Here is a 19,758-nt window from a genome sequence, read left to right as displayed (position 1 = left end):
GTGGTTCAGCTGTCCGCGGCGTGGGCGCCGCGGCGGGGCAGCGCGTCGGGCAGGGAGACCTGACCGCTGTCGGGCAGCGGGGCGTCGAGCCCCGTGCCGGCACGCAGCTCGTCCTCCCGGAGCGCGGCGGCGGCGCGGACGTCGGCGCCGAAGTCGCCGATCGCGTCGGCCAGCTCGCGCAGGCCCTCGGCGAGCTGGCCGGCGATCCCCTGCGGGGTGAGCTTCTCCGCGGTCTTCGTCAGCTTGCGGACGACGAGGGCACCGATGGTGATCCCCATGGCCAGCCAGAACAGCCGGCGCATCAGGCGGCCCGCCGGGCTGCGCGCCGGTTGCGACGGTCCTCACGGGCGGTGCGCTGGGCGTCGGCGACGGCCTGGCCCTCCCGCTTCTTACGGGCGGCGCTGCGGACCCCGTAGCTGAAGGCGGCGACCTTGATCAGCGGGCTGCCGAGGGTGGCGGCGAAGACGCTGGTGAGGGCGGCGACGTTGCTGGAGACGTTCGCGGCGTTGCCGGTGATGTCGTCGACCCGCTCGAGGTTGGCGTTGACGTGGGTGACCGTCGTCGACGCCTGGCTCAGGATCGGCTGGCTCTGCTCGCGGACCTGACGGATGGTCAGCGTCGTCTCGTCCAGCGTCCGCCCCAGCTTGAGCAGCGGCACCGCCACCAGGATGACGAGCAGCACCAACGCGCCGGCGGCGATGAGCCCGGCGATCTCTCCTGCGGACACTCGAGGGTCCCCTTCGTCGTCTCGTGCACGTTCCCGGTGGAGGTCCACCGGTCGGGTCACCCTAGCCGCCGCCACCGACGACGCCCGCTCGTGCGGCTCAGCTGCGACGGCGGACGATCGCCCGCAACTTGGCCAGCCGGGCCCCGATCTGCGCCTCCACCCCGCGCCCGGTCGGCCGGTAGTAGTCGCGGCCGACCAGCGCGTCGGGCGGGTACTGCTGCGGGACGACGCCGTCGGGGTGGGCGTGCGGGTAGACGTAGGTCCCGCCGTGCCCGAGCTTCTTCGCCCCCGCGTAGTGCGCGTCGCGCAGCCCGGGCGGCACCGGCCCGGCCAGCCCGGCGCGCACGTCGGCGACCGACTCCCCCATCGCCGTGGTGATCGCGTTGGACTTCGGTGCGGTGGCCAGGTGGACGACGGCGTGCGCCAGCGGGAAGTGCCCCTCCGGCATGCCGATGAAGGCGACCGCGTCGGCGGCGGCGACCGCGGTGAGCAGCGCGGTCGGGTCGGCCATGCCGATGTCCTCGCTGGCCGAGATGACCAGCCGGCGGGCGATGAAGCGGGGGTCCTCCCCCGCCTCCACCATCCGCGCCAGGTAGTGCAGCGCCGCGTCGACGTCGCTGCCCCGGATGCTCTTGATCAGCGCGCTGGCGATGTCGTAGTGCTGGTCGCCGGAGCGGTCGTAGCGCACCGCGGCCTGGGCGACCGCCGTCTCCAGGGTGGCCAGGTCCAGGACGTCGGAGCCGGCCGCCCGGGCCGCTCCGGCCCCGCTCTCCAGCGCGGTCAGCGCCTTGCGGGCGTCACCGCCGGCCACCCGCAGCAGGTGCTCCTCGGCCTCGGCGGTCAGCGTCACCGCGCCGTCCAGCCCACGCTCGCTGGTCAGCGCCCGGCGCAGCACCGTGCGCACGTCCTCGTCGTCCAGTGACTGCAGCGCCAGCACCAGGCTGCGCGACAGCAGCGGGCTGACCACGGAGAAGAACGGGTTCTCGGTGGTCGCGGCGATCAGGCTCACGATCCGGTCCTCGACCGCGGACAGCAGGGAGTCCTGCTGGGTCTTGGAGAAGCGGTGCACCTCGTCGATGAACAGCACGGTGCGCCGGCCGGCGTGGGTGAGCTCGCGCTTGGCGTCCGCGATGACCGCGCGCACCTCCTTGACCCCGGAGTCCAGCGCCGACAGCTGGACGAAGGAGCGCTGGGTGGCCAGCGAGATGACGTGCGCCAGCGTCGTCTTCCCGGTGCCCGGTGGGCCGTAGAGCACCAGGGACATCGGTTCGTCGGCCTCGACCAGCCGGCGCAACGGGGCGCGCGGGCCGAGCAGGTGCTGCTGGCCGACCACCTCGTCCAGCGACTGCGGCCGCATCCGGACCGCCAGCGGGGCGCCCGGGTCGACCGGCGGCGGGCCGTCGGCGGGCTCGGGGTCGAACAGGGAGGTCACGGTTGCGAAGCTACCTGGGGGGCACGACCGTCCCATGGAGCAGCGACGCATCGGGAACCGGACCGTCAGCGCGGTGGGGCTGGGGGCGATGCCCCTGTCCACGAAGGACCCTCGCCCGTCACCGGACGAGGCCGCGGCCGTGGTGCACGCCGCGCTGGACGCCGGCGTCACGCTGATCGACACCGCCGACGCCTACGCCCACGACGAGGCAGAGTTCGGCCACAACGAGGAGCTGGTCGCCCGGGCGCTGGCGTCCTACGGCTCCCCGGGCGACGTGCTCGTGGCGACCAAGGGCGGGCACACCCGCCGCGGCGCCGAGTGGGAGCTGGACGGTTCGCCGGCCTACCTGCGCCGGGCCTGCGAGGCCTCGCTGCGCCGGCTGGGCGTCGAGGCGATCGGGCTCTACCAGTTCCACCGGCCCGACCCGACGACGCCGTGGGAGGAGTCGATGGGTGCGCTCCGCGAGCTCGTGGACGACGGGCTGGTGCAGCTGGCCGGGATATCCAACGCCGACGTCGACCAGATCGACGCGGCCCGGGCGATCGTCGGCGACGCGCTGGTCAGCGTGCAGAACCAGTTCTCCCCGGGCTGGCGGTCCTCGGCCGGGGAGCTCGCGCACTGCGCGCAGCACGGGCTGGCGTTCCTGCCGTGGAGCCCGTTCGGCGGGGTGTCGGCCGCCAAGTCGCTGGGCTCGACGGCCGCGGAGTTCGCCGCCGTCGCCGACGAGCTGGGCACCTCGGTGTACCGGGTGACGCTGGCCTGGCACCTGGCCCAGGCCGACGTCGTCGTCCCCATCCCCGGCGCATCCCGGGCGGAGTCCATCACCGACTCCGCGGCCGCCGCCGTCCTGCACCTGGCCCCTGAACACCTGGCCCGCCTGAACGCCGCCTGACCCTCCACCTCAGGTTGAGGCGCTCCACCTCAGGTTGAGGCGCGGTTGATCATCGGCGTCTGGCTGCCGCACTCGGCGTGTCGACCAGCCAGATGCCGATGACCAACCCCACGTCGGGTGTCGGCACGACGTCGTCCACAGCGCCCCCGCGCGTCCACAGATCGGCTCCGGCCGCTCCCGCGGCGGCCTGGCACGCCGGACGGTGTGCGCCATGGTGCCGCAGCTCTTCACTACAGCCACTGCACGATCCGCCGGTCTGACCCGGGCGGCGCTGCGTGGGTCGTCCTACGTCCGGTTGGCGCACGGGGTGGTGGTCCGCCTCGACGACGCCGTCGACGAGCGCGAGCGTCTCGCGCTGCTGGCCACCGTGCTGCCGCCGGATGCCGCGTTCAGCCACCAGACGGCCGCTGCCCTCCTGGGGGCACAGCTCGCGCCGCCGCCCCACCCGCACGTCGCGTTGACCCCGCGCCGGGTGCTCCCCCAGCACGCCGGCCTCGTGGTCCACGGTCGACGTCTGGCGGCCGAGGACGTGGTCCTGGACCGGGGCCTCCGGGTCACCTCGGGCGCGCAGACGTTCCTCGACGTGGCTGCCGTGCTCCCACCGCAGGAGCTGGTCGCCGTGGGAGACGCCCTGCTCCGCGCCGGCCACCTGGACGCAGCCCGCCTCGGGGCGCGTCTCCACCGCGCCGACCGGGTGCGGGGCGTGGTGCGGGCACGAGCCTGTGCACCGCTGTTGAGCCCGCTGGCCCAGTCCCGGCCGGAGAGCGTGATGCGCTACTGGCTGCTCGCCAGCGAGCTGCCCGATCCAGAACCCCAGGTGCCGGTGACCGATCGATGGGGCCGAGAGGTGGCCCACGGCGACCTGGGCTACCGCGGGTGGAAGCTGCTGTTGGAGTACGAGGGACGGCAGCACGCCGACACCGAGCAGTTCGGGCGAGACGTCGACCGATACTCGCTGATGGCCGCGGACGGCTGGCTGGTGCTCCGGTTCGCGCGGTCGCACCTGCTCCGGCCGCAGGTCGTCGTCGACCGGACCCGCCGCGCCCTGCTCAGCCGCGGCTGGCGCCCCCAGCCACGTTGATCATCGGCGAGTGGCTGCCCGACACGCCGGCACGGGCAGCCATTCGCCGATGATCAACACCAGGGCGGGGAGCTCAGGCCTGCTTCGTCGGGTCGGTCGGGCCAGGGGCGCCGGGCTCGCCCGGCGCGGGCTCGGCGTCGGGGTCGACGTCGATGCCGGCCTCCTTGCGCTGGGCCGGGGTGATCGGCGTGGGCGCGCCGGTCAGCGGGTCGAAGCCGGCGCCGGTCTTCGGGAAGGCGATGACCTCACGGATCGAGTCGACGCCGGCCAGCAGCGCCACGGTGCGGTCCCAGCCGATGGCCGCGCCGGCGTGCGGCGGCGGCCCGTAGTCGAAGGCCTCCAGGAACCAGCCGAACTGCGCCCGGGCCTCCTCCTGGGTCATGCCCAGGGTCTGGAACACCCGCTCCTGCAGCGCGGCGTCGGCGATGCGGACCGAACCGCTCATCAGCTCGTTGCCGTTGCACACCAGGTCGTAGGCGTCGGACAGCGCCGCGCCCTTGTCCTCGGCGAACCGCTCCCGCCACTCCGGGGTGGGCGAGGTGAACGGGTGGTGCATGAACGTCCAGTCGCCGTCCTCGGTCTCCTCGAACATCGGGAAGTCGACGACGAACAGGAACGACCACGACCCGGGGGCGATGAGCTCGAGCCGCTTGGCGATCTCGTTGCGCGCGGCCCCGAGCAGCTCCTGGGCCCCGCGGCGGGGGCCGGCGGCGAAGAAGACGCAGTCCCCCGGCTTCGCGCCGACGGCCTCGACCAGGCCGGCCCGCTCGGACTCGGAGATGTTCTTCGACACCGGGCCACCGAGGGTGCCGTCCTCGGCGATGGTCACGTAGGCCAGGCCCTTGTGCCCGCGCGAGCGCGCCCAGTCCTGCCAGGCGTCGAACGCGCGTCGCGGCTGCGACCCACCACCGGGCATCACGATCGCGCCGACGTAGGGCGCCTGGAACACCCGGAACGGGGTCTCGGCGAAGTAGCTGGTCAGCTCGGTCAGCTCGATGCCGAAACGGAGGTCCGGCTTGTCGGAGCCGAACCGGTCCATCGCCTCGCGGTAGGTCATCCGCGGGATCTCCGGCACGGTGTAGGAGGCCAGCTCCTGCCACAGCGCCCGGATGACGTCCTCGGCGATGGCGAGCACGTCGTCCCGGTCGACGAAGCTCATCTCGAAGTCCAGCTGGGTGAACTCCGGCTGCCGGTCGGCGCGGAAGTCCTCGTCCCGGAAGCAGCGGGCGATCTGGTAGTACCGCTCCAGGCCACCGATCATCAGCAGCTGCTTGAACAGCTGCGGCGACTGGGGCAGGGCGTACCAGTGGCCCGGCTGCAGCCGCACCGGGACGACGAAGTCCCGGGCGCCCTCGGGGGTGGAGCGGGTCAGCGACGGCGTCTCCACCTCGGTGAACCCGTGACCGGCCATCACGCCGCGGGCGATCCGGTTGACCTCGCTGCGCAGCCGCAGCACCGAGGCCGGCCCCTGGCGGCGCAGGTCCAGGTACCGGTGGGCGTACCGGACGTCGTCACCGGCGGCCTGCGCCGTCTCGATGGGGAACGGCAGCGGCGCGGACGCCGAGAGCACCTGCAGCGTGCTGGCGACGACCTCGATCTCCCCGGTGGGCAGGTCGGCGTTCTCGTTGCCGGCCGGGCGCCGCTGGACGTCGCCGGTCACGAGCACGCAGTACTCGTTGCGCAGCGCGTGCGCCTCCTCCTCGCGGACGACGACCTGGGCGTACCCCGAGGCGTCGCGCAGGTCGAGGAAGACGACCCCGCCGTGGTCGCGCCGGCGGGCGACCCAGCCGGCGAGGGTGACCGTGGAACCGGCGTCGGTCGCGCGGAGCGTGCCGGCGTCGTGGGTGCGGAGCAAGGTAGTGCCTCTCTCAGGGGGTGCGGAGTCTCAACAGAGGGTCTCAGCAGGTGCGGGACGGGGTGGCGGTCACCAGCGGTCGTGCACGTGCGCGCGGATGCGCTCGTCGTACACGCGCTCGAGGTCGGCGAGCTGGCCGGCGCTGAGCGACGGCAGCGAGGCGGCGGCGACGTTGCCGAGCGCCTGCTGCACGTTGCGCGCGCCCGGGATGACGGTGGTGACGCCGGGCTGGTCGATGACCCAGCGCAGCGCGAAGGCGGCGGTGGTGACGTCCGGGCCGGCGATCTCGGCGACCTCGCGGGCGGCGGCGACACCGACCTCGAAGGGCACCCCGGCGAAGGTCTCGCCGACGTCGAAGGCCTCACCGTTGCGGTTGAAGTTCCGGTGGTCGTCGGCGGCGAAGGTGGTGTCGGTGGAGTACTTGCCCGACAGCAGACCGCTGGCCAGCGGCACCCGGGCGAGGATGCCGACCTCGGCGCGCTGGGCGGCGGGCAGCAGCTGCTCCAGCGGCTTGCGCCGGAAGACGTTGAGGATGACCTGGATCGACTGCACGCCCGGGTGCTGCAGTGCGGTCAGGCCCTCGGCGACGGTCTCGACCGAGACGCCGTAGGCCGCGATCGCCTGCTCCGCGACCAGCGCGTCGAGGGTCTCGTAGACCCGCTCGTCGGAGTAGACGGCCGGGGGCGGGCAGTGCAGCTGCACCAGGTCCAGGGTGTCGACGCCGAGGTTGCGCCGGCTCCGGTCGATCCAGGCCCGCAGGTTCTCCGGGGTGTAGGTCTCGGCGGCGAACGGGGCGGCGCGACGGCCGGCCTTGGTGGCCACGAAGGGGCGCTCGCCGCGGGCGGCCAGCGCCTTGCGGATGCGCTCCTCGGAGCGGCCGTCGCCGTAGACGTCGGCGGTGTCCAGCAGGGTGACGCCGGCGTCCAGCGCGGCGTCGAGGACCGCGGCGGCGTCGTCCTCGGACACGTTCCCCCAGTCACCGCCCAGCTGCCAGGTGCCGAGGCCGACGACGGAGACGTCGGCGCCGGTCCGGCCCAGGGGGCGGGTCTCGAGCGGGGTGTTGGCGGACTCGGCGATGCCGTCGGTGACTGTCACGCACCCACCGTCGCACGCACCCGCTCGAACAGCTCGCCCAGGGGGACGGCGACCTGCTCGTGCGATCGCAGGTCGCGCAGCTGCGCGACGCCCTCGGCGAGGTCCCGGTCGCCGAGCACCACCGCGTGCGAGGCACCCGACCGGTCGGCGGCCTTCATCGCGCCCTTGAGCCCGCGGTCCCCGTAGACGGTGTCGGCGGAGACCCCGGCCTCCCGCAGCTGACCGACCAGCTTCACGGCGAGCCGCTTGGCCTCCGCGCCCAGCGGGACGACGAACGCCTGCACGCCGGCCGACGTGGCGATGTCCAGCCCCTCGGCCTGCACCGCCAGCAGCGTGCGGTCCACCCCGACGGCGTAGCCGATGCCGGAGAGGTCCGGCCCGCCGAGGGACGCCGACAGCCCGTCGTAGCGGCCGCCACCGCCGATCGCCGACTGCGAGCCGAGACCGGAGTGGACCAGCTCGAACGTCGTCTTCGTGTAGTAGTCCAGCCCGCGCACCAGCCGCGGGGCCTCGGTCCAAGCCACACCGAGGTCGGTGAGGTGCTCGCGGACGGCGTCGTAGTGCGCCTTGGTGGAGTCGGAGAGGTGGTCGACCATCAGCGGGGCGTCGTCCAGCTGGGCCTGCACCTCAGGGCGCTTGTCGTCGAGCACCCGCAGCGGGTTGATCTCCGCCCGGCGCCGGGTGTCGGAGTCCAGGTCCAGCTTCGCGAGGAAGTCGACCAGCAGCTCGCGGTACTGCGGGCGGCAGGTGGCGTCACCCAGTGAGGTCAGCTGCAGCTCGAAGTCGCGCAGGCCCAGGTCCCGGAACCCCTGCACGGCCAGCGCCACGACCTCGGCGTCCAGCGCCGGGTCGTCGACCCCGAGGGCCTCGCAGTCGACCTGGGTGAAGTGCCGGTAGCGGCCGGCCTGGGGGCGCTCGTAGCGGAACGCCGACCCGACCGCCCACAGTTTCACCGGCAGGGCGCCGGCGTAGAGCCGGTGCTCGATGAACGACCGCATCAGCCCGGCGGTGAGCTCGGGCCGCAGCGTCAGCGACCGGCCACCGCGGTCGGTGAACGTGTACATCTCCTTGGAGACGACGTCGGTGGACTCCCCCACCCCGCGGGAGAAGACGGCGGTGTCCTCGAACGTCGGCGTCTCGATGTAGCCGTAGCCCGCCCGGCGCAGCGGCGCGGTCAGGGTGTCGCGGACGGCGAGGAACTGCGCCGAGTCGGGGGGCAACGTGTCGAACGTGCCCTTGGGAGCCCGCATGGGCTCGCTCATCAGAGACCTCGTCCCTTCGGTGCACTCGCGGCTTCCGCGAGGTACGGGTTGGTGGCGCGCTCGCGCCCGATCGTGGTGGCCGGCCCGTGCCCGGGGAGGACGACGGTCTCGTCGTCCAGCGGCAGGACGACGTCGCGCAGCGAGCCGAGCATGTCCTCCCAGGACCCGCCGGGGAGGTCGACCCGGCCCACCGAACCGGCGAACAGCACGTCACCGGCGAGGAGGCCGGGGGCCTCTCCCAGGTCGAGGGAGAAGACCACCGAGCCGCGGGTGTGGCCCGGCGCGTGCCGCACGGTCAGGTCGACCCCGGCCAGCGAGATCGTCGCCCCGTCGGCCAGCGGCAGGACGTCGGCGGGGTCCGGGAGCTGCACGCCGGTGATCAACGGGGCGAGCTGCGGACCGTGCCAGCGCGCCGGGTCCGACAGCATGCCGGTGTCCTCGGGGTGCAGGTAGGCGGGGATGTCGTAGCCGGAGCAGACCGGCAGCACGGAGAAGGTGTGGTCGAGGTGGCCGTGGGTGAGCACGACCGCGACCGGCTTGAGCCCGTCGTCGGCCAGCATCCGGGCCAGCGGTTCGACCGCGTCCATCCCCGGGTCGACGACGATGCACTCCTGCCCGGCCCCGGGGGCGACGGCGTAGCAGTTGGTGCCGAACGCGCCGGCGGGGAAGGAGCGGATGAGCACCCGTGCAGGTTACGCGGGCGACATCCGCCCAGCTGGCGCTGCCAGGGTCCGGACAGGGAACCCCCCTACACTCCGCACTCGACACACGCCGTGGTGTGGGCGCGCGGCCCCGGTCGCGGCCGCCCCCGGCGCAGCACAGAGCCCGAGGAGCCGAGAAGAGTGCCGACCAACAAGCAGCGTCGTGAAGCTGCGCAGCGACGGCTGCAGCGCCAGCTCGAGCGGCGCGAGGAGCTCGCCCAGAAGCGCCGGCGCAACACGCTGATCGGGGTGACCGTCCTCGCCGTCGTCGCCGTGGTCGCCGCGCTCTTCCTCATCACCGGCCTGCGCGACGACGAGGAGCCCGAGACCGCCGCCGCCCCCGAGACCACCGCTGCCCCGGTGGTCGACGGCAGCGACGGGACCTGCGACTTCATCCCGGACACCTCCGGCAGCGACACCCTCACCGACGTCGGCGTCCCGCCGGCCGAGGTGCCGACGACCGGCACCACGGGCCTGACGCTGGCCACCTCCGCCGGCGACATCGGGCTGACCTTGGACCAGGAGAACGCGCCCTGTGCCGCGGCGAGCATGGTCTACCTGGCGCAGGAGGGCTTCTTCGAGGGGACGCCCTGCCACCGGTTGACCAGCGGCGGGCTGAGCGTGCTGCAGTGCGGTGACCCCAGCGGCACCGGCACCGGCGGCCCGACCTACGACTTCCCGACCCAGGTGACCGGCGCGGAGACCTACCCGCGCGGCACGCTCGCGATGGCCAACGCCGGGCAGGGCACCGACGCCAGCCAGTTCTTCCTGGTCTACGCCGACAGCCAGCTGCAGCCGGACTACACCGTCGTCGGCACCATCGACGAGGCCGGGCTGGCGACGCTGGACGCGATCGCGGCCGCCGGCATCGAGGGCGGCGCCACCGACGGTGCACCGGCGCAGCCGGTGACGATCGAGTCGGCCACCGTCCAGCAGTAGCGCACGCGGCAGGAGTGCCCGGTCTCCACCTGGAGGCCGGGCCCTCCTGCGTCCGCGGCCACACACTGGGGCGATGGACGCCGACCCGTACGCGGGCTTCCCCCCGGGCTTCTTCGACCGGAACGACGAGGGCCCGGACGCGCGCTTCTACGACCGGCCCAGGCTGGTCACCCACATCGACGAGGCGGCGATCGCCGCGGTCGGGGACCTCTACGCCGAGCTGGGCATCGACGGGTCGGCGCCCCGGCCGTCCCGCGTGCTGGACCTGATGTCCTCCTGGGTGTCGCACTTCCGCACCCCGCCGGCCGACCTGGTCGTGCTGGGCATGAACGCCGACGAGCTCGCGGCGAACCCCGCGGCCTCCACGCGCCTGGTGCACGACCTGAACGCCGACCCGACCGTCCCGCTGCCCGACGACGACGTCGACGCGGCGGTGTGCTGCGTGTCGATCGACTACCTCACCCGGCCGGTCGAGGTGCTGGCCGAGATGGGCCGGGTGCTGCGTCCGGGCGGGGTGCTGGCGGTGACCTTCTCCAACCGGTGCTTCCCCACCAAGGCCGTCCGCGGGTGGCTGGCCAGCGACGACGAGCAGCACGGCGCCGTCATCTCCGAACTGGTGCGCCGCAGCGGAGCCTTCACCGAGCCCACCGTCGAGCTGCGGACCGCACCAGGCGTCGGCGACCCGCTGTACGCGGTCGTCGCCACCCGCTGCTGACGGAGGCGTGAGGCAGCGGGTCCTTCGTCAGGCGGTGACGCGCTCCACGTCGAAGACGCCGTCGACGTTGCGCACCGTCTGCAGCACCGCACCCAGGTGCGCCGGGTCGGCCAGCTCGAAGGTGAACCGGCTGATCGCCACCCGGTCCCGGCTGGTCTGCACCGACGCGGACAGGATGTTGACCCGCTCGTCGGCCAGCGCCCGGGTGACGTCGGAGAGCAGCCGGTGCCGGTCCAGCGCCTCGACCTGGATCGCGACCAGGAACACCGCCCCGGGCTGGGAGGCCCAGTCGACCTCGACCAGCCGCTCGGGCTTGGCCTGCAGGTCCGCGGCGTTGGTGCAGTCGGTGCGGTGCACGCTCACCCCGCCACCGCGGGTCACGAAGCCCAGGATGTCGTCGCCGGGCACCGGGGTGCAGCACTTGGCGAGCTTGGCCCACACGTCGGTCATGCCGTGCACGACGATCCCCGGGTCACCGCTGGCGGTGCGGGCGACGGTGCGCTTGGTCGGGATCGCGGTCTCGGCGATGTCCTCGGCCGCGCCCTCGGAGCCGCCGAGCGCGGTGAGCAGCTTCTCGACGAGCGAGTGCGCGGAGACCTGGTTCTCCCCCACCGCCGCGTACAGCGCGCTGACGTCGGGGTAGTGCAGGTCGGCGGCGAGGGTGGCCAGCGACTCCCCACCCAGCAGGCGCTGCAGCGGCAGGCCAGCCTTGCGCATCGCCTTGGTCAGCGCGTCCTTGCCGGCCTCGACGGCGTCCTCGCGACGCTCCTTGGTGAACCACTGGCGGATCTTGGTGCGGGCCCGGGAGCTGCCGACGAAGGAGAGCCAGTCCTGGGAGGGGGCGGCGCTCGGCGAGCGGGAGGTGAAGACCTCCACGACGTCGCCGTTGGACAGCCGGCTGTCCAGGGAGACCAGGTTGCCGTTGACCCGGGCGCCGATGCACCGGTGACCGACCTCGGTGTGCACCGCGTAGGCGAAGTCGACCGGCGTCGACTCCCCCGGCAGGCTGATCACGTCGCCCTTGGGCGTGAAGACGAAGACCTCCTGCGGACCGAGGTCGTAGCGCAGTGTCTCCAGGAACTCGCCGGGCTCCTGCGCCTCGCGCTGCCAGTCGAGCAGCTGGCGGAGCCACAGCATGTCGTCGCCCGGCGCGCCCGGGGCCGGGGTGAGGTCGGCCTTGCCGCCGGCGGCCTTGGCCTTCTCCTTGTACTTCCAGTGCGCTGCGATCCCGTACTCCGCGGTGCGGTGCATGTCGTGCGTGCGGATCTGCAGCTCGACCGGCTTGCCCTGCGGACCGATCACCGTCGTGTGCAGCGACTGGTACATGTTGAACTTCGGCATCGCCACGAAGTCCTTGAACCGGCCGGGTACCGGTTGCCAGTGCGCGTGCATGATGCCCAGCGCCGCGTACACGTCGCGGACGGACTCGACCAGGATCCGGATGCCGACCAGGTCCCAGATGTCGGTGAAGTCCCGGCCGCGGACGATCATCTTCTGGTAGATCGAGTAGTAGTGCTTGGGCCGGCCGGTGACGGCGGCCTCGATCTTGGCCGCCTTCAGCTGCTCGGTGACCGCCGAGGTGACCTCGGCCAGGTAGGTGTCCCGGGACGGCGCACGCTCGGCCACCAGCCGCACGATCTCGTCGTACCGCTTGGGGTACAGCGTGGCGAACGCGAGGTCCTCGAGCTCCCACTTGATGGTGTTCATGCCCAGCCGGTGGGCCAGCGGGGCGAGGATCTCCAGCGTCTCGCGCGCCTTCTTCTCCTGCTTCTCCGGCGGGAGGAAGCGCAGCGTGCGCATGTTGTGCAGCCGGTCGGCGAGCTTGATGACCAGCACCCGCGGGTCGCGGGACATCGCGACGATCATCTTGCGGATCGTCTCGGCCTGGGCACCGTCGCCGAACTTGACCTTGTCGATCTTGGTGACGCCGTCGACCAGGTGCGCCACCTGGGGACCGAAGTCGGCGGTGATCGACTCCAGCGTGGTGCCGGTGTCCTCGACCGTGTCGTGCAGCAGCGCGGCGACCAGCGTCGTCGTGTCCATCCCCAGCCCGGCCAGCACGGTGGCGACGGCGAGCGGATGGGTGATGTAGGGGTCACCGCTCTTGCGCTTCTGCTCGGCGTGCGCCTCCTCGGCGACGTCGTAGGCCCGCTGCAGCAGGGCGAGGTCGGCCTTCGGGTGGCTCTGCCGGTGCAGCACCGACAGCGGCTCGAGCACCGGGCGGATGCCGGTGGAGCGCTGTCCGGCGACGATCCGCCGGGCCAGCCGGTCGCGGACCCGGCGACGGGGCGCGGTATCGGCCTCCCCGCCCGGCTCGGGGGCCACGTCGTCGGGACGACGGACCGCGGGCCGCTCGGGCAGCGCCACCCGTGGCGGCGCCTCCTCGACGGCGGGCGCGCCGGACGTCTGCGGTGCGACGACGTCAGAGGCCACGGGTGCTCCTGCACTGTTGAGGAGGTGGACCCTTCCCATGCTAGCCGCGCGCCGCCGGGTCTCGCGCCCTGCGCTCACCCGGGGTGGGGGCCGTCGGGCTCAGACCCGCCAGAGCGCGTGCACCGGGTGCGGCGCGATGCGCTCCCGCCCGCCGAGCGCCAAGAGCTCGACGACCACGGCGACCGCGGTCACCACTCCGCCGAGCTGTTCCACCAGGGCGATCGCGGCCTGCAGCGTGCCCCCGGTGGCCAGCACGTCGTCGACGAGCAGCACCCGCTGACCGGGCCTGATCGAGTCGGTGTGCAGCTCCAGGGTCGCCGACCCGTACTCCAGCGCGTAGTCCGCGGTGACGACCTCGCGGGGCAGCTTGCCGGCCTTGCGCACCGGGAGGACGCCGGTCCCGGCGTCCAGGGCGACGGCGGCCGCGAGCAGGAACCCGCGCGCCTCGATGCCGGCGACGACGTCGAAGCCCGGCCCGCCGTCGGCCCCGCCCAGCGCAGCCGCCCGTGGGTCGACGTCGGCGGGCTCGGTGAGCGCGTCGACGACCCGCCGGAACGCCCCGGCATCGGCGAAGACCGGTGTCAGGTCGCGGAACAGCACCCCGGGCTCGGGGAAGTCGGGCACGTCCACCGAGAAGGTGGCGATCAGCTCGTCGATCGGCAGCTCGCCGTCCCGGAGGGTGCTCATCGCCGCTTCCGACCGGCCGGACGCTGTCCCGGCCGGGTCGGCCGCTGACCGGGCCGGGGCGTGGTCGTCCCGCCCCGGACGCCGGGCCGCACCGAGGCCGGCGACTCGATCGGCACGTCCGCCGTCGGCTGTTCGGGCAGGGCCTCGTCCCGCTCGGCGAGCGCCACCGCGGACCGACGGGTGGCCCCGCTCCCCCGCCGGGCCGTCGCCACGGGGGCATCGACCCGGGCGCCGCCCTGACGGGCCTCGGCCGACCGGCGGGCCAGCACCCGCCGGCGCAGCGCCTGCTGCTCGGGCCGCCGCTCCTCGAGCTCGGCGAGCACCGGGGTGGCCAGGAAGATCGAGCTGTAGGTGCCGGCCGCCAGGCCGACGAAGAGCACCAGGGCGAGGTCCTTCAGCGTGCCCGCCCCGAGCAGCCCGGCACCGACGAACAGCAGCCCGGCCACCGGCAGCAACGCGATGACCGAGGTGTTGATCGAGCGCATCAGCGTCTGGTTGACCGCCAGGTTCGCGGCCTCTCCGTAGGTCGACCGGGCGTTCTTCTCCAGGTCCTTGGTGTTCTCGTCGACCTTGTCGAACACCACGACGGTGTCGTACAGCGAGAAGCCCAGGATGGTGAGCAACCCGATGACCGTCGACGGCGAGACCTCGAACCCGACCAGCGCGTAGATGCCGGCGGTCACGACGATGTCGTGCAGCAGCGCGACGATCGCAGCGATCGCCATCGTCGGCCGGAACCGCACGGCGAGGAAGGCGACCACCGCGACCAGGAAGACGGCGAGGGCGATGAGCGCCTGGTTGGTGACGTCGCCGCCCCAGTCCGCGCTCACCGACTGCTGGCTGACCTGGGACTGGTCGACGCCGGCGGCGTCGGCGACCGCGGCCACGACGGCGGTCTCGGTCTCGTCGTCCAGAGCGCTGGTGCGCAGCAGCACGGAGTCACCGCCGACCACCTGGGCGCTGGCGACCTGGGCCCCGGCGTCCTCGGCGGCCTGCCGCACCTCGCTGAGCTCGGCACTGGTGGCCGCGACCCGCACGCTGTTGCCGCCGGCGAACTCGATGCCGAAGTTGAACCCGCGGAAGACCATCGCCGCGACGCACAGCAGCATCACGACGGCGGTGACCCGGAACCAGAAGCGCCGCCGGCCGACGACGTCCAGGCCGGCCTCGCCGTTGTAGAGGCGGTGGGCCAGCGACGCCCGCGGCCGTCCCGGGGCAGCGACCGGGGTCGTCCCCTCGGCCGGGAGCCCGGCGTCGGCGAGCGCCTGGTCACCGGTGCTGTCCCCGGCCGCCTCGTCGCGCACCTCGGCGTCGTCGACCTCCTCGTCCGCCGTCGCGTCCACCCGCTCGTCGGCCGGGACGGCCACCCGCTCGTCGGCCGGGACGGCCGGCGCCTCGTCGGCGCTCTGCGCCGGGACGCCGGCGGCGGTCGCGCCCGTGTGCGCCGGCATCGGCGCCTCCTCGGGGGTGAGACCGTCGGGGACGGCGCCGTCGGCACCGGCCCGGTCGCGGGGGGTCATCGGTTGCTCCCGTTCGTGCTGCTGCCGGTGGCGGCGCCGACCAGCTCGCGGTCGCCCAGCGGCGGCCCGGCGGGGCGCCGGCTGTGGTCGACCTGGCCGAGCCCGGAGAAGCGGTTGCTCCCGAAGCCCTTGACCCGGCTGAGCACCGCCATGAGCGGATGGGTGAAGAGGAAGACGACGATCAGGTCGAGCACCGTGGACAGGCCGAGGGTGAACGCGAAGCCCTTCACGTCGCCGATGGCCAGCCAGTAGAGGATGGCGGCGGCGAGGAAGCTCACCGCGTCGGCGGACAGGATCGTCCGGCGGGCCCGCACCCAGGCACGTGGCGTGGCACTGCGCAGGCTGCGCCCCTCGCGCACCTCGTCCTTGAGCCGTTCGAAGTAGACGACGAACGAGTCGGCGGTGATGCCGATGGACACGATGAACCCGGCGATCCCGGCGAGGCTCAGCGCCAAGCCGATCTCCCGGCTGAGCAGCACCAGACAGGCGTAGATCACGACGGCCGACAGCACCAGGCTGGCGATCATGACCAGGCCGAGCAGTCGGTAGTAGAGCAGCGCGTAGACGAACACCAGCGCGACGCCGATCGCACCGGCGATGAGCCCGGCCCGCAGTTGCTCGCTGCCCAGCTCGGTGGTGATGGACTGCGCCGTCGCCTCGCTGAACGTCAGCGGCAGGGCGCCGTACCGCAGCTGGTTGGCCAGCTCGGTGGCGGCCGCCTGGTCGAAGCTGCCGGTGATCTGGGTGGTGCCCCCTGCGATGGCCGAGTTGATCGTCGGCGCCGAGACGACCCGTCCGTCCAGCGTGATCGCCACGTTGTTGCCGACGTTGGCGGTCGTGTACTCCGCCCACGCGGCGGAGCCCGCCGACGTGAAGTCCAGGTTGACGACCCACTCGCCGGTGGCGACGTCGGTGCCGGACGTGGCGTCGGCGACGTCGGTGCCCTCGATGACGGCCGGCCCGAGCAGGAACTTCGCGGCCCCGTCGTCGGAACAGGCAGCGATGAAGGAGTCGGGCTGGTCGACCTCGGTGGTCGTGGTGTCGCAGGTGAGCGTCGCGTACTCGGCGATCGCCTCCTCCTGGGTGACGGCCGGTGCGTCCGGGTCGGCGACGGCCGGCTCTGTGGCGGCGGGGTCCGTGGCGGCCGGGTCGGCCGCCGGGTCCGTCGCCGCCGGGTCGGTCGCCTCGGGGTCAGTCGCCGCCGGGTCGGTGGCCGCCGGGTCGGTCGCCTCCGGGTCGGCCGCGGCTGCCGGCTCCGGACCGCCGAGGACCGGCCGGAAGCGCAGCTGCGCGGTGGCGCCCAGCTCGCGGGCCCGCTCGCCGTCGTCGCCCGGCACCGAGATGACGATGTTGCTCTCGCCCTCGGTGACGACCTCGGCCTCGGCCACGCCCAGGCCGTTGACCCGCTGCTCGATGATCTGGCGGGCGAGCTCGAGGTCCTCCTGGTCCGGGGCCTGGCCGTCCGGCGTGCGGGCGGCGAGGGTCACCGTCGTCCCGCCCTGCAGGTCGAGTCCGAGCTGGGGGGTGCGCTGGTCGCCGGTCAGGAAGACCAGGGCGTACAGCCCCGCGACGATCGCGAGGAACGCCGCGAAGTAGCGGCGGGCGGGGAGCTGGCGGGCGGCCATGCGTCGACCCGGCTCAGCGGGTGCGGTCGGTGGGGTCGCCGTCGCCGTCGATGGTGCCGGTCGCCCCCTCGGGCGGGGCGGCGCCGGACGCCGGCTGGCGGACCTCCATGACCGCCGGGCGGGCCACGGTGATGACGACCCCCGGGGCGATCTCCAGGCCGACGGTGCCCTCGCCGAGCGAGGCGACCGTGCCGTGGATGCCGCTGGTCAGCATGACCGGGGTGCCCACGGTCAGCGAGGCCTGCAGCGCCTGCGCGTTCGCCTGCATCTTCTTGCGCTGCCGGGCGGGCAGCACGATCAGCAGGCCGAAGGCCAGGACGAGCAGGATCAACGGGAAGAACTGTTCCACGACGGGTGAGCCTCTCTACCGCAGCGAGTCGCGCGGTGGGTGCGGCCCGGGATCGGGCCGCTCGGGTACATCGGCGCCGGCGCACGCCCACCTGCGCAGGGAGTGGCTCCGGGGCGGGGCGCCCCGGCCGCAGCCGGGTTGCGCGCCAGCGCGGAGGAGTCTAGGCGTCGAACAGGGTCTGTGACGACGCCCCGTCCGACGGCGGGTCGGCTGCGCCCCCCCCGAGCGAGACGCCACCGCGGGGCACCGGGTGGCCCAGGTGCCGGAAGGCCGCCTCCGTGGCGACCCGGCCGCGGGGCGTGCGCGCGAGCAGCCCGGCGCGCACCAGGAAGGGCTCGCAGACCTCCTCGACGGTGTGCGGCTCCTCCCCCACGGCGACCGCGAGGGTGGCCACCCCGACCGGGCCGCCGCCGAACTTGGTCACCAGCGCGTCGAGCACCGAGCGGTCCAGCCGGTCCAGGCCCAGGTCGTCGACGTCGTAGAGCGCCAGCGCGGCCCGGGCCACCTCCAGCGTGACCCGCCCGTCGGCACGCACCTCGGCGTAGTCGCGCACCCGGCGCAGCAACCGGTTGGCGATCCGCGGGGTGCCGCGGGACCGCCCGGCGATCTCCAGCGACCCCTCCGCGGACAGCTCCACCCCGAGCAGGTCGGCGCTGCGGGCCAGCACCCGCTGCAGGTCGGCGACCTCGTAGAACTCCATCTGCCCGACGAAGCCGAACCGGTCGCGCAGCGGTCCGGTGAGCAGCCCGGCCCGGGTGGTGGCGCCGACCAGGGTGAACGGGTGGATCTCCAGCGGGATGGCCGTGGCGCCCGGCCCCTTGCCGACGACGACGTCGACCCGGAAGTCCTCCATCGCCATGTAGAGCAGTTCCTCGGCCGGCCGGGCGATGCGGTGGATCTCGTCGATGAACAGCACGTCACCGGGGCCGAGGTTGGAGAGCATCGCGGCCAGGTCGCCGGAGCGTTCGATCGCCGGCCCGCTGGTGATCTTCACCGCGGTGCCGAGCTCGGAGCCGATGATCAGAGCCAGGCTGGTCTTGCCCAGCCCGGGCGGGCCGGAGAGCAGCACGTGGTCCGGTGGCCGGCCACGGCGCTTCGCGCCCTCGAGCACGAGGTCCAGCTGGCGGGCGACCTTCGGCTGGCCGATGAAGTCGGCCAGCGAGTGCGGGCGCAGCGCGGTCTCGACGACCCGCTCCTCGTCGCCGGCCCGGGGGTCGACGGGGTCGTCGGGGAACCGCCCCGGCCCGGCGTCGGCGGCGGACAGCCCCCGGTCGAACGGGCTGCTCACGACCGCCCCAGGATTTGCAGCGCCTGGCGGAGGAGGACCGCGACCTGGACGCCGCCGGCCAGCTGCTGCTCCTCGGCCACCGGTTCGAGGGCGGTGAGCGCGGTCTCCGCCTCCCGGCTCGTCCAGCCCAGTCCGACCAGGGCGGCGGTGAGCTGGTCGCGCCACGGGGCCACCGGGGTGACCGCGCCGAGACCGGCCGCCGGCGGGCCGTCCAGCGAGGTGTCCGAGGCCGTCGTGCCCAGCCGGTCGCGGAGCTCCAGCACCAGCCGCTCGGCGCCCTTCTTGCCGATCCCGGGCACCTGCATCAGCGCCTTGAGGTCGCCCATGGACACCGCGCGGCGCACCTCGCGGGGCGGGTGGATCGCCAGCACCGCCTGGGCGAGCCGTGGGCCCACGCCGTTGGCGGTCTGGAGCAGTTCGAACAGCTGCCGCTCGTCGTCGTCGGCGAAGCCGTAGAGGGTCAACGAGTCCTCGCGGACCACCAGGCTGGTCGACAGCCGGGCCTGCTCCCCCACCGCCAGCCGGGCGATCGTGCCGGGGGTGCACTGCACCGACAGGCCCACGCCGCCGACCTCGACGACGGCGCCGTCGGGCGAGACCGCGGCGACCCGGCCGTTCACCGAGGCGATCATCGCGCGGACACCCCCGTCCAGCGGGGCAGGGTCGCCGGGCGGGCCGGCGCACCGATGCCGCCGGCCAGGGCCGCGACCCGCAGTCGCTGCTGCGCCGGCCCGCGCCACACGTGGCAGACGGCCAAGGCAAGGGCATCGGCGGCGTCGGCGGGCTTGGGCGCGGTGGCGAGCCCCAGGACGCGGGTGACCATCAGGGTGACCTGGTCCTTGTCCGCCCGGCCGTTGCCGGAGATGGCGGCCTTGACCTCGCTGGGGGTGTGCCAGGCGACCGGCACGTCGGCCTGCGCCGCGGCCAGCGCGGCGACACCCGCCGCCTGCGCGGTGCCGGTCGCCGTCCCCTTGTTGTTCTGGGTGAACACCCGCTCGATCGCGACCGCGGTCGGCCGGTGCTCACGGAGCAGCGCGGTCACGGCGGTGTGCACCTCCAGCAGACGCAGTTCCAGGTCGAGGTCGGGCGAGGTGCGGACGACGCCGACCCCCAGGGCCACCGGCCGGGCACCGGGGCGCCCCTCGACCACGCCCCAG

The 19,758-nt window shown here is 73.8% G+C and carries 19 protein-coding genes; 4 read left to right on the top strand and 15 right to left on the bottom strand.

Annotated elements, in window-relative coordinates:
* Positions 1-5: 5 nt before the first annotated feature.
* From G5C62_RS06640 to G5C62_RS06630, 3 genes are all read right to left on the bottom strand, one after another.
* Positions 6-302, bottom strand: coding sequence for a hypothetical protein (locus G5C62_RS06640; protein ID WP_036334195.1), 297 nt, complete (start codon positions 300-302; stop codon positions 6-8).
* Positions 302-727 carry a DUF948 domain-containing protein gene (locus tag G5C62_RS06635; protein WP_036334197.1) on the bottom strand — a complete coding sequence of 142 codons (426 nt, stop codon included), beginning with the start codon at positions 725-727 and terminating at the stop codon, positions 302-304. The genes G5C62_RS06640 and G5C62_RS06635 overlap by 1 nt, the downstream gene beginning before the upstream one ends.
* A gap of 97 nt (positions 728-824) precedes the next feature.
* Complete coding sequence (locus G5C62_RS06630; RefSeq protein WP_164700392.1) at positions 825-2,159, bottom strand: replication-associated recombination protein A; 1,335 nt, start codon at positions 2,157-2,159, stop codon at positions 825-827.
* A 34-nt stretch (positions 2,160-2,193) separates the two neighbouring features.
* On the opposite strand from G5C62_RS06630, the gene G5C62_RS06625 reads away from it, so the two are divergent.
* Positions 2,194-3,051 carry an aldo/keto reductase gene (locus tag G5C62_RS06625; protein WP_164700391.1) on the top strand — a complete coding sequence of 286 codons (858 nt, stop codon included), beginning with the start codon at positions 2,194-2,196 and terminating at the stop codon, positions 3,049-3,051.
* A gap of 211 nt (positions 3,052-3,262) precedes the next feature.
* Positions 3,263-4,132: a DUF559 domain-containing protein gene (locus G5C62_RS06620; RefSeq protein WP_241175741.1), complete on the top strand. Its 870-nt coding sequence runs from the start codon at positions 3,263-3,265 to the stop codon at positions 4,130-4,132.
* A 73-nt stretch (positions 4,133-4,205) separates the two neighbouring features.
* On the opposite strand, the gene aspS is transcribed toward G5C62_RS06620, so the two are convergent.
* The 4 genes from aspS to G5C62_RS06600 all read right to left on the bottom strand — a co-directional run bounded on the left by aspS (position 4,206) and on the right by G5C62_RS06600 (position 9,027).
* On the bottom strand, positions 4,206-5,987 hold the full coding sequence (gene aspS, locus G5C62_RS06615; protein WP_164700390.1) for an aspartate--tRNA ligase: 1,782 nt from the start codon (positions 5,985-5,987) through the stop codon (positions 4,206-4,208).
* A 69-nt stretch (positions 5,988-6,056) separates the two neighbouring features.
* On the bottom strand, positions 6,057-7,082 hold the full coding sequence (locus tag G5C62_RS06610) for an aldo/keto reductase (protein WP_241175740.1): 1,026 nt from the start codon (positions 7,080-7,082) through the stop codon (positions 6,057-6,059).
* Positions 7,079-8,344, bottom strand: a complete 1,266-nt coding sequence (gene hisS, locus G5C62_RS06605; protein WP_164700389.1) for a histidine--tRNA ligase — start codon at positions 8,342-8,344, stop codon at positions 7,079-7,081. Before hisS ends, G5C62_RS06610 begins: the two co-directional genes overlap by 4 nt.
* Entirely contained in the window at positions 8,344-9,027 is a 684-nt protein-coding gene (locus G5C62_RS06600) for an MBL fold metallo-hydrolase (RefSeq protein WP_036334204.1), read from the bottom strand. The genes hisS and G5C62_RS06600 overlap by 1 nt, the downstream gene beginning before the upstream one ends.
* Before the next feature lie 159 nt (positions 9,028-9,186).
* On the opposite strand from G5C62_RS06600, the gene G5C62_RS06595 reads away from it, so the two are divergent.
* Together G5C62_RS06595 and G5C62_RS06590 are read left to right on the top strand one after the other, a co-directional pair.
* On the top strand, positions 9,187-9,984 hold the full coding sequence (locus G5C62_RS06595; protein WP_164700388.1) for a peptidylprolyl isomerase: 798 nt from the start codon (positions 9,187-9,189) through the stop codon (positions 9,982-9,984).
* A 73-nt stretch (positions 9,985-10,057) separates the two neighbouring features.
* Positions 10,058-10,699 carry a class I SAM-dependent methyltransferase gene (locus tag G5C62_RS06590; protein ID WP_164700387.1) on the top strand — a complete coding sequence of 214 codons (642 nt, stop codon included), beginning with the start codon at positions 10,058-10,060 and terminating at the stop codon, positions 10,697-10,699.
* A 27-nt stretch (positions 10,700-10,726) separates the two neighbouring features.
* On the opposite strand, the gene G5C62_RS06585 is transcribed toward G5C62_RS06590, so the two are convergent.
* From G5C62_RS06585 to G5C62_RS06550, 8 genes are all read right to left on the bottom strand, one after another.
* A complete protein-coding gene (locus G5C62_RS06585; RefSeq protein ID WP_206330502.1) occupies positions 10,727-13,132 on the bottom strand; it encodes a bifunctional (p)ppGpp synthetase/guanosine-3',5'-bis(diphosphate) 3'-pyrophosphohydrolase in 2,406 nt (801 codons plus the stop codon).
* Between the two features lie 99 nt (positions 13,133-13,231).
* A complete protein-coding gene (locus G5C62_RS06580) occupies positions 13,232-13,819 on the bottom strand; it encodes an adenine phosphoribosyltransferase (RefSeq protein ID WP_036334209.1) in 588 nt (195 codons plus the stop codon).
* A complete protein-coding gene (secF, locus tag G5C62_RS06575; RefSeq protein ID WP_241175739.1) occupies positions 13,816-15,339 on the bottom strand; it encodes a protein translocase subunit SecF in 1,524 nt (507 codons plus the stop codon). The genes G5C62_RS06580 and secF overlap by 4 nt, the downstream gene beginning before the upstream one ends.
* Positions 15,336-16,964, bottom strand: a complete 1,629-nt coding sequence (gene secD, locus G5C62_RS06570; RefSeq protein WP_164700385.1) for a protein translocase subunit SecD — start codon at positions 16,962-16,964, stop codon at positions 15,336-15,338. Before secD ends, secF begins: the two co-directional genes overlap by 4 nt.
* Positions 16,965-16,977: 13 nt before the next feature.
* Positions 16,978-17,313 (bottom strand): preprotein translocase subunit YajC, encoded by a 336-nt coding sequence (gene yajC, locus G5C62_RS06565; protein ID WP_164700384.1) that lies wholly within the window; start codon positions 17,311-17,313, stop codon positions 16,978-16,980.
* 160 nt (positions 17,314-17,473) lie between these two features.
* Complete coding sequence (gene ruvB / locus G5C62_RS06560; RefSeq protein ID WP_164700383.1) at positions 17,474-18,601, bottom strand: Holliday junction branch migration DNA helicase RuvB; 1,128 nt, start codon at positions 18,599-18,601, stop codon at positions 17,474-17,476.
* Positions 18,598-19,233: a Holliday junction branch migration protein RuvA gene (ruvA, locus tag G5C62_RS06555; protein ID WP_164700382.1), complete on the bottom strand. Its 636-nt coding sequence runs from the start codon at positions 19,231-19,233 to the stop codon at positions 18,598-18,600. Before ruvA ends, ruvB begins: the two co-directional genes overlap by 4 nt.
* The coding region (locus G5C62_RS06550) for a crossover junction endodeoxyribonuclease RuvC (protein ID WP_164700381.1) at positions 19,230-19,758 on the bottom strand (529 nt) is incomplete at its 5' end. The genes G5C62_RS06550 and ruvA, both read right to left, overlap by 4 nt.

Source organism: Modestobacter sp. KNN46-3, from assembly GCF_011039295.1.
The sequence above is the reverse complement of the archived record's forward strand: the minus strand, read 5'-3'. Positions and strand labels throughout refer to the sequence as shown.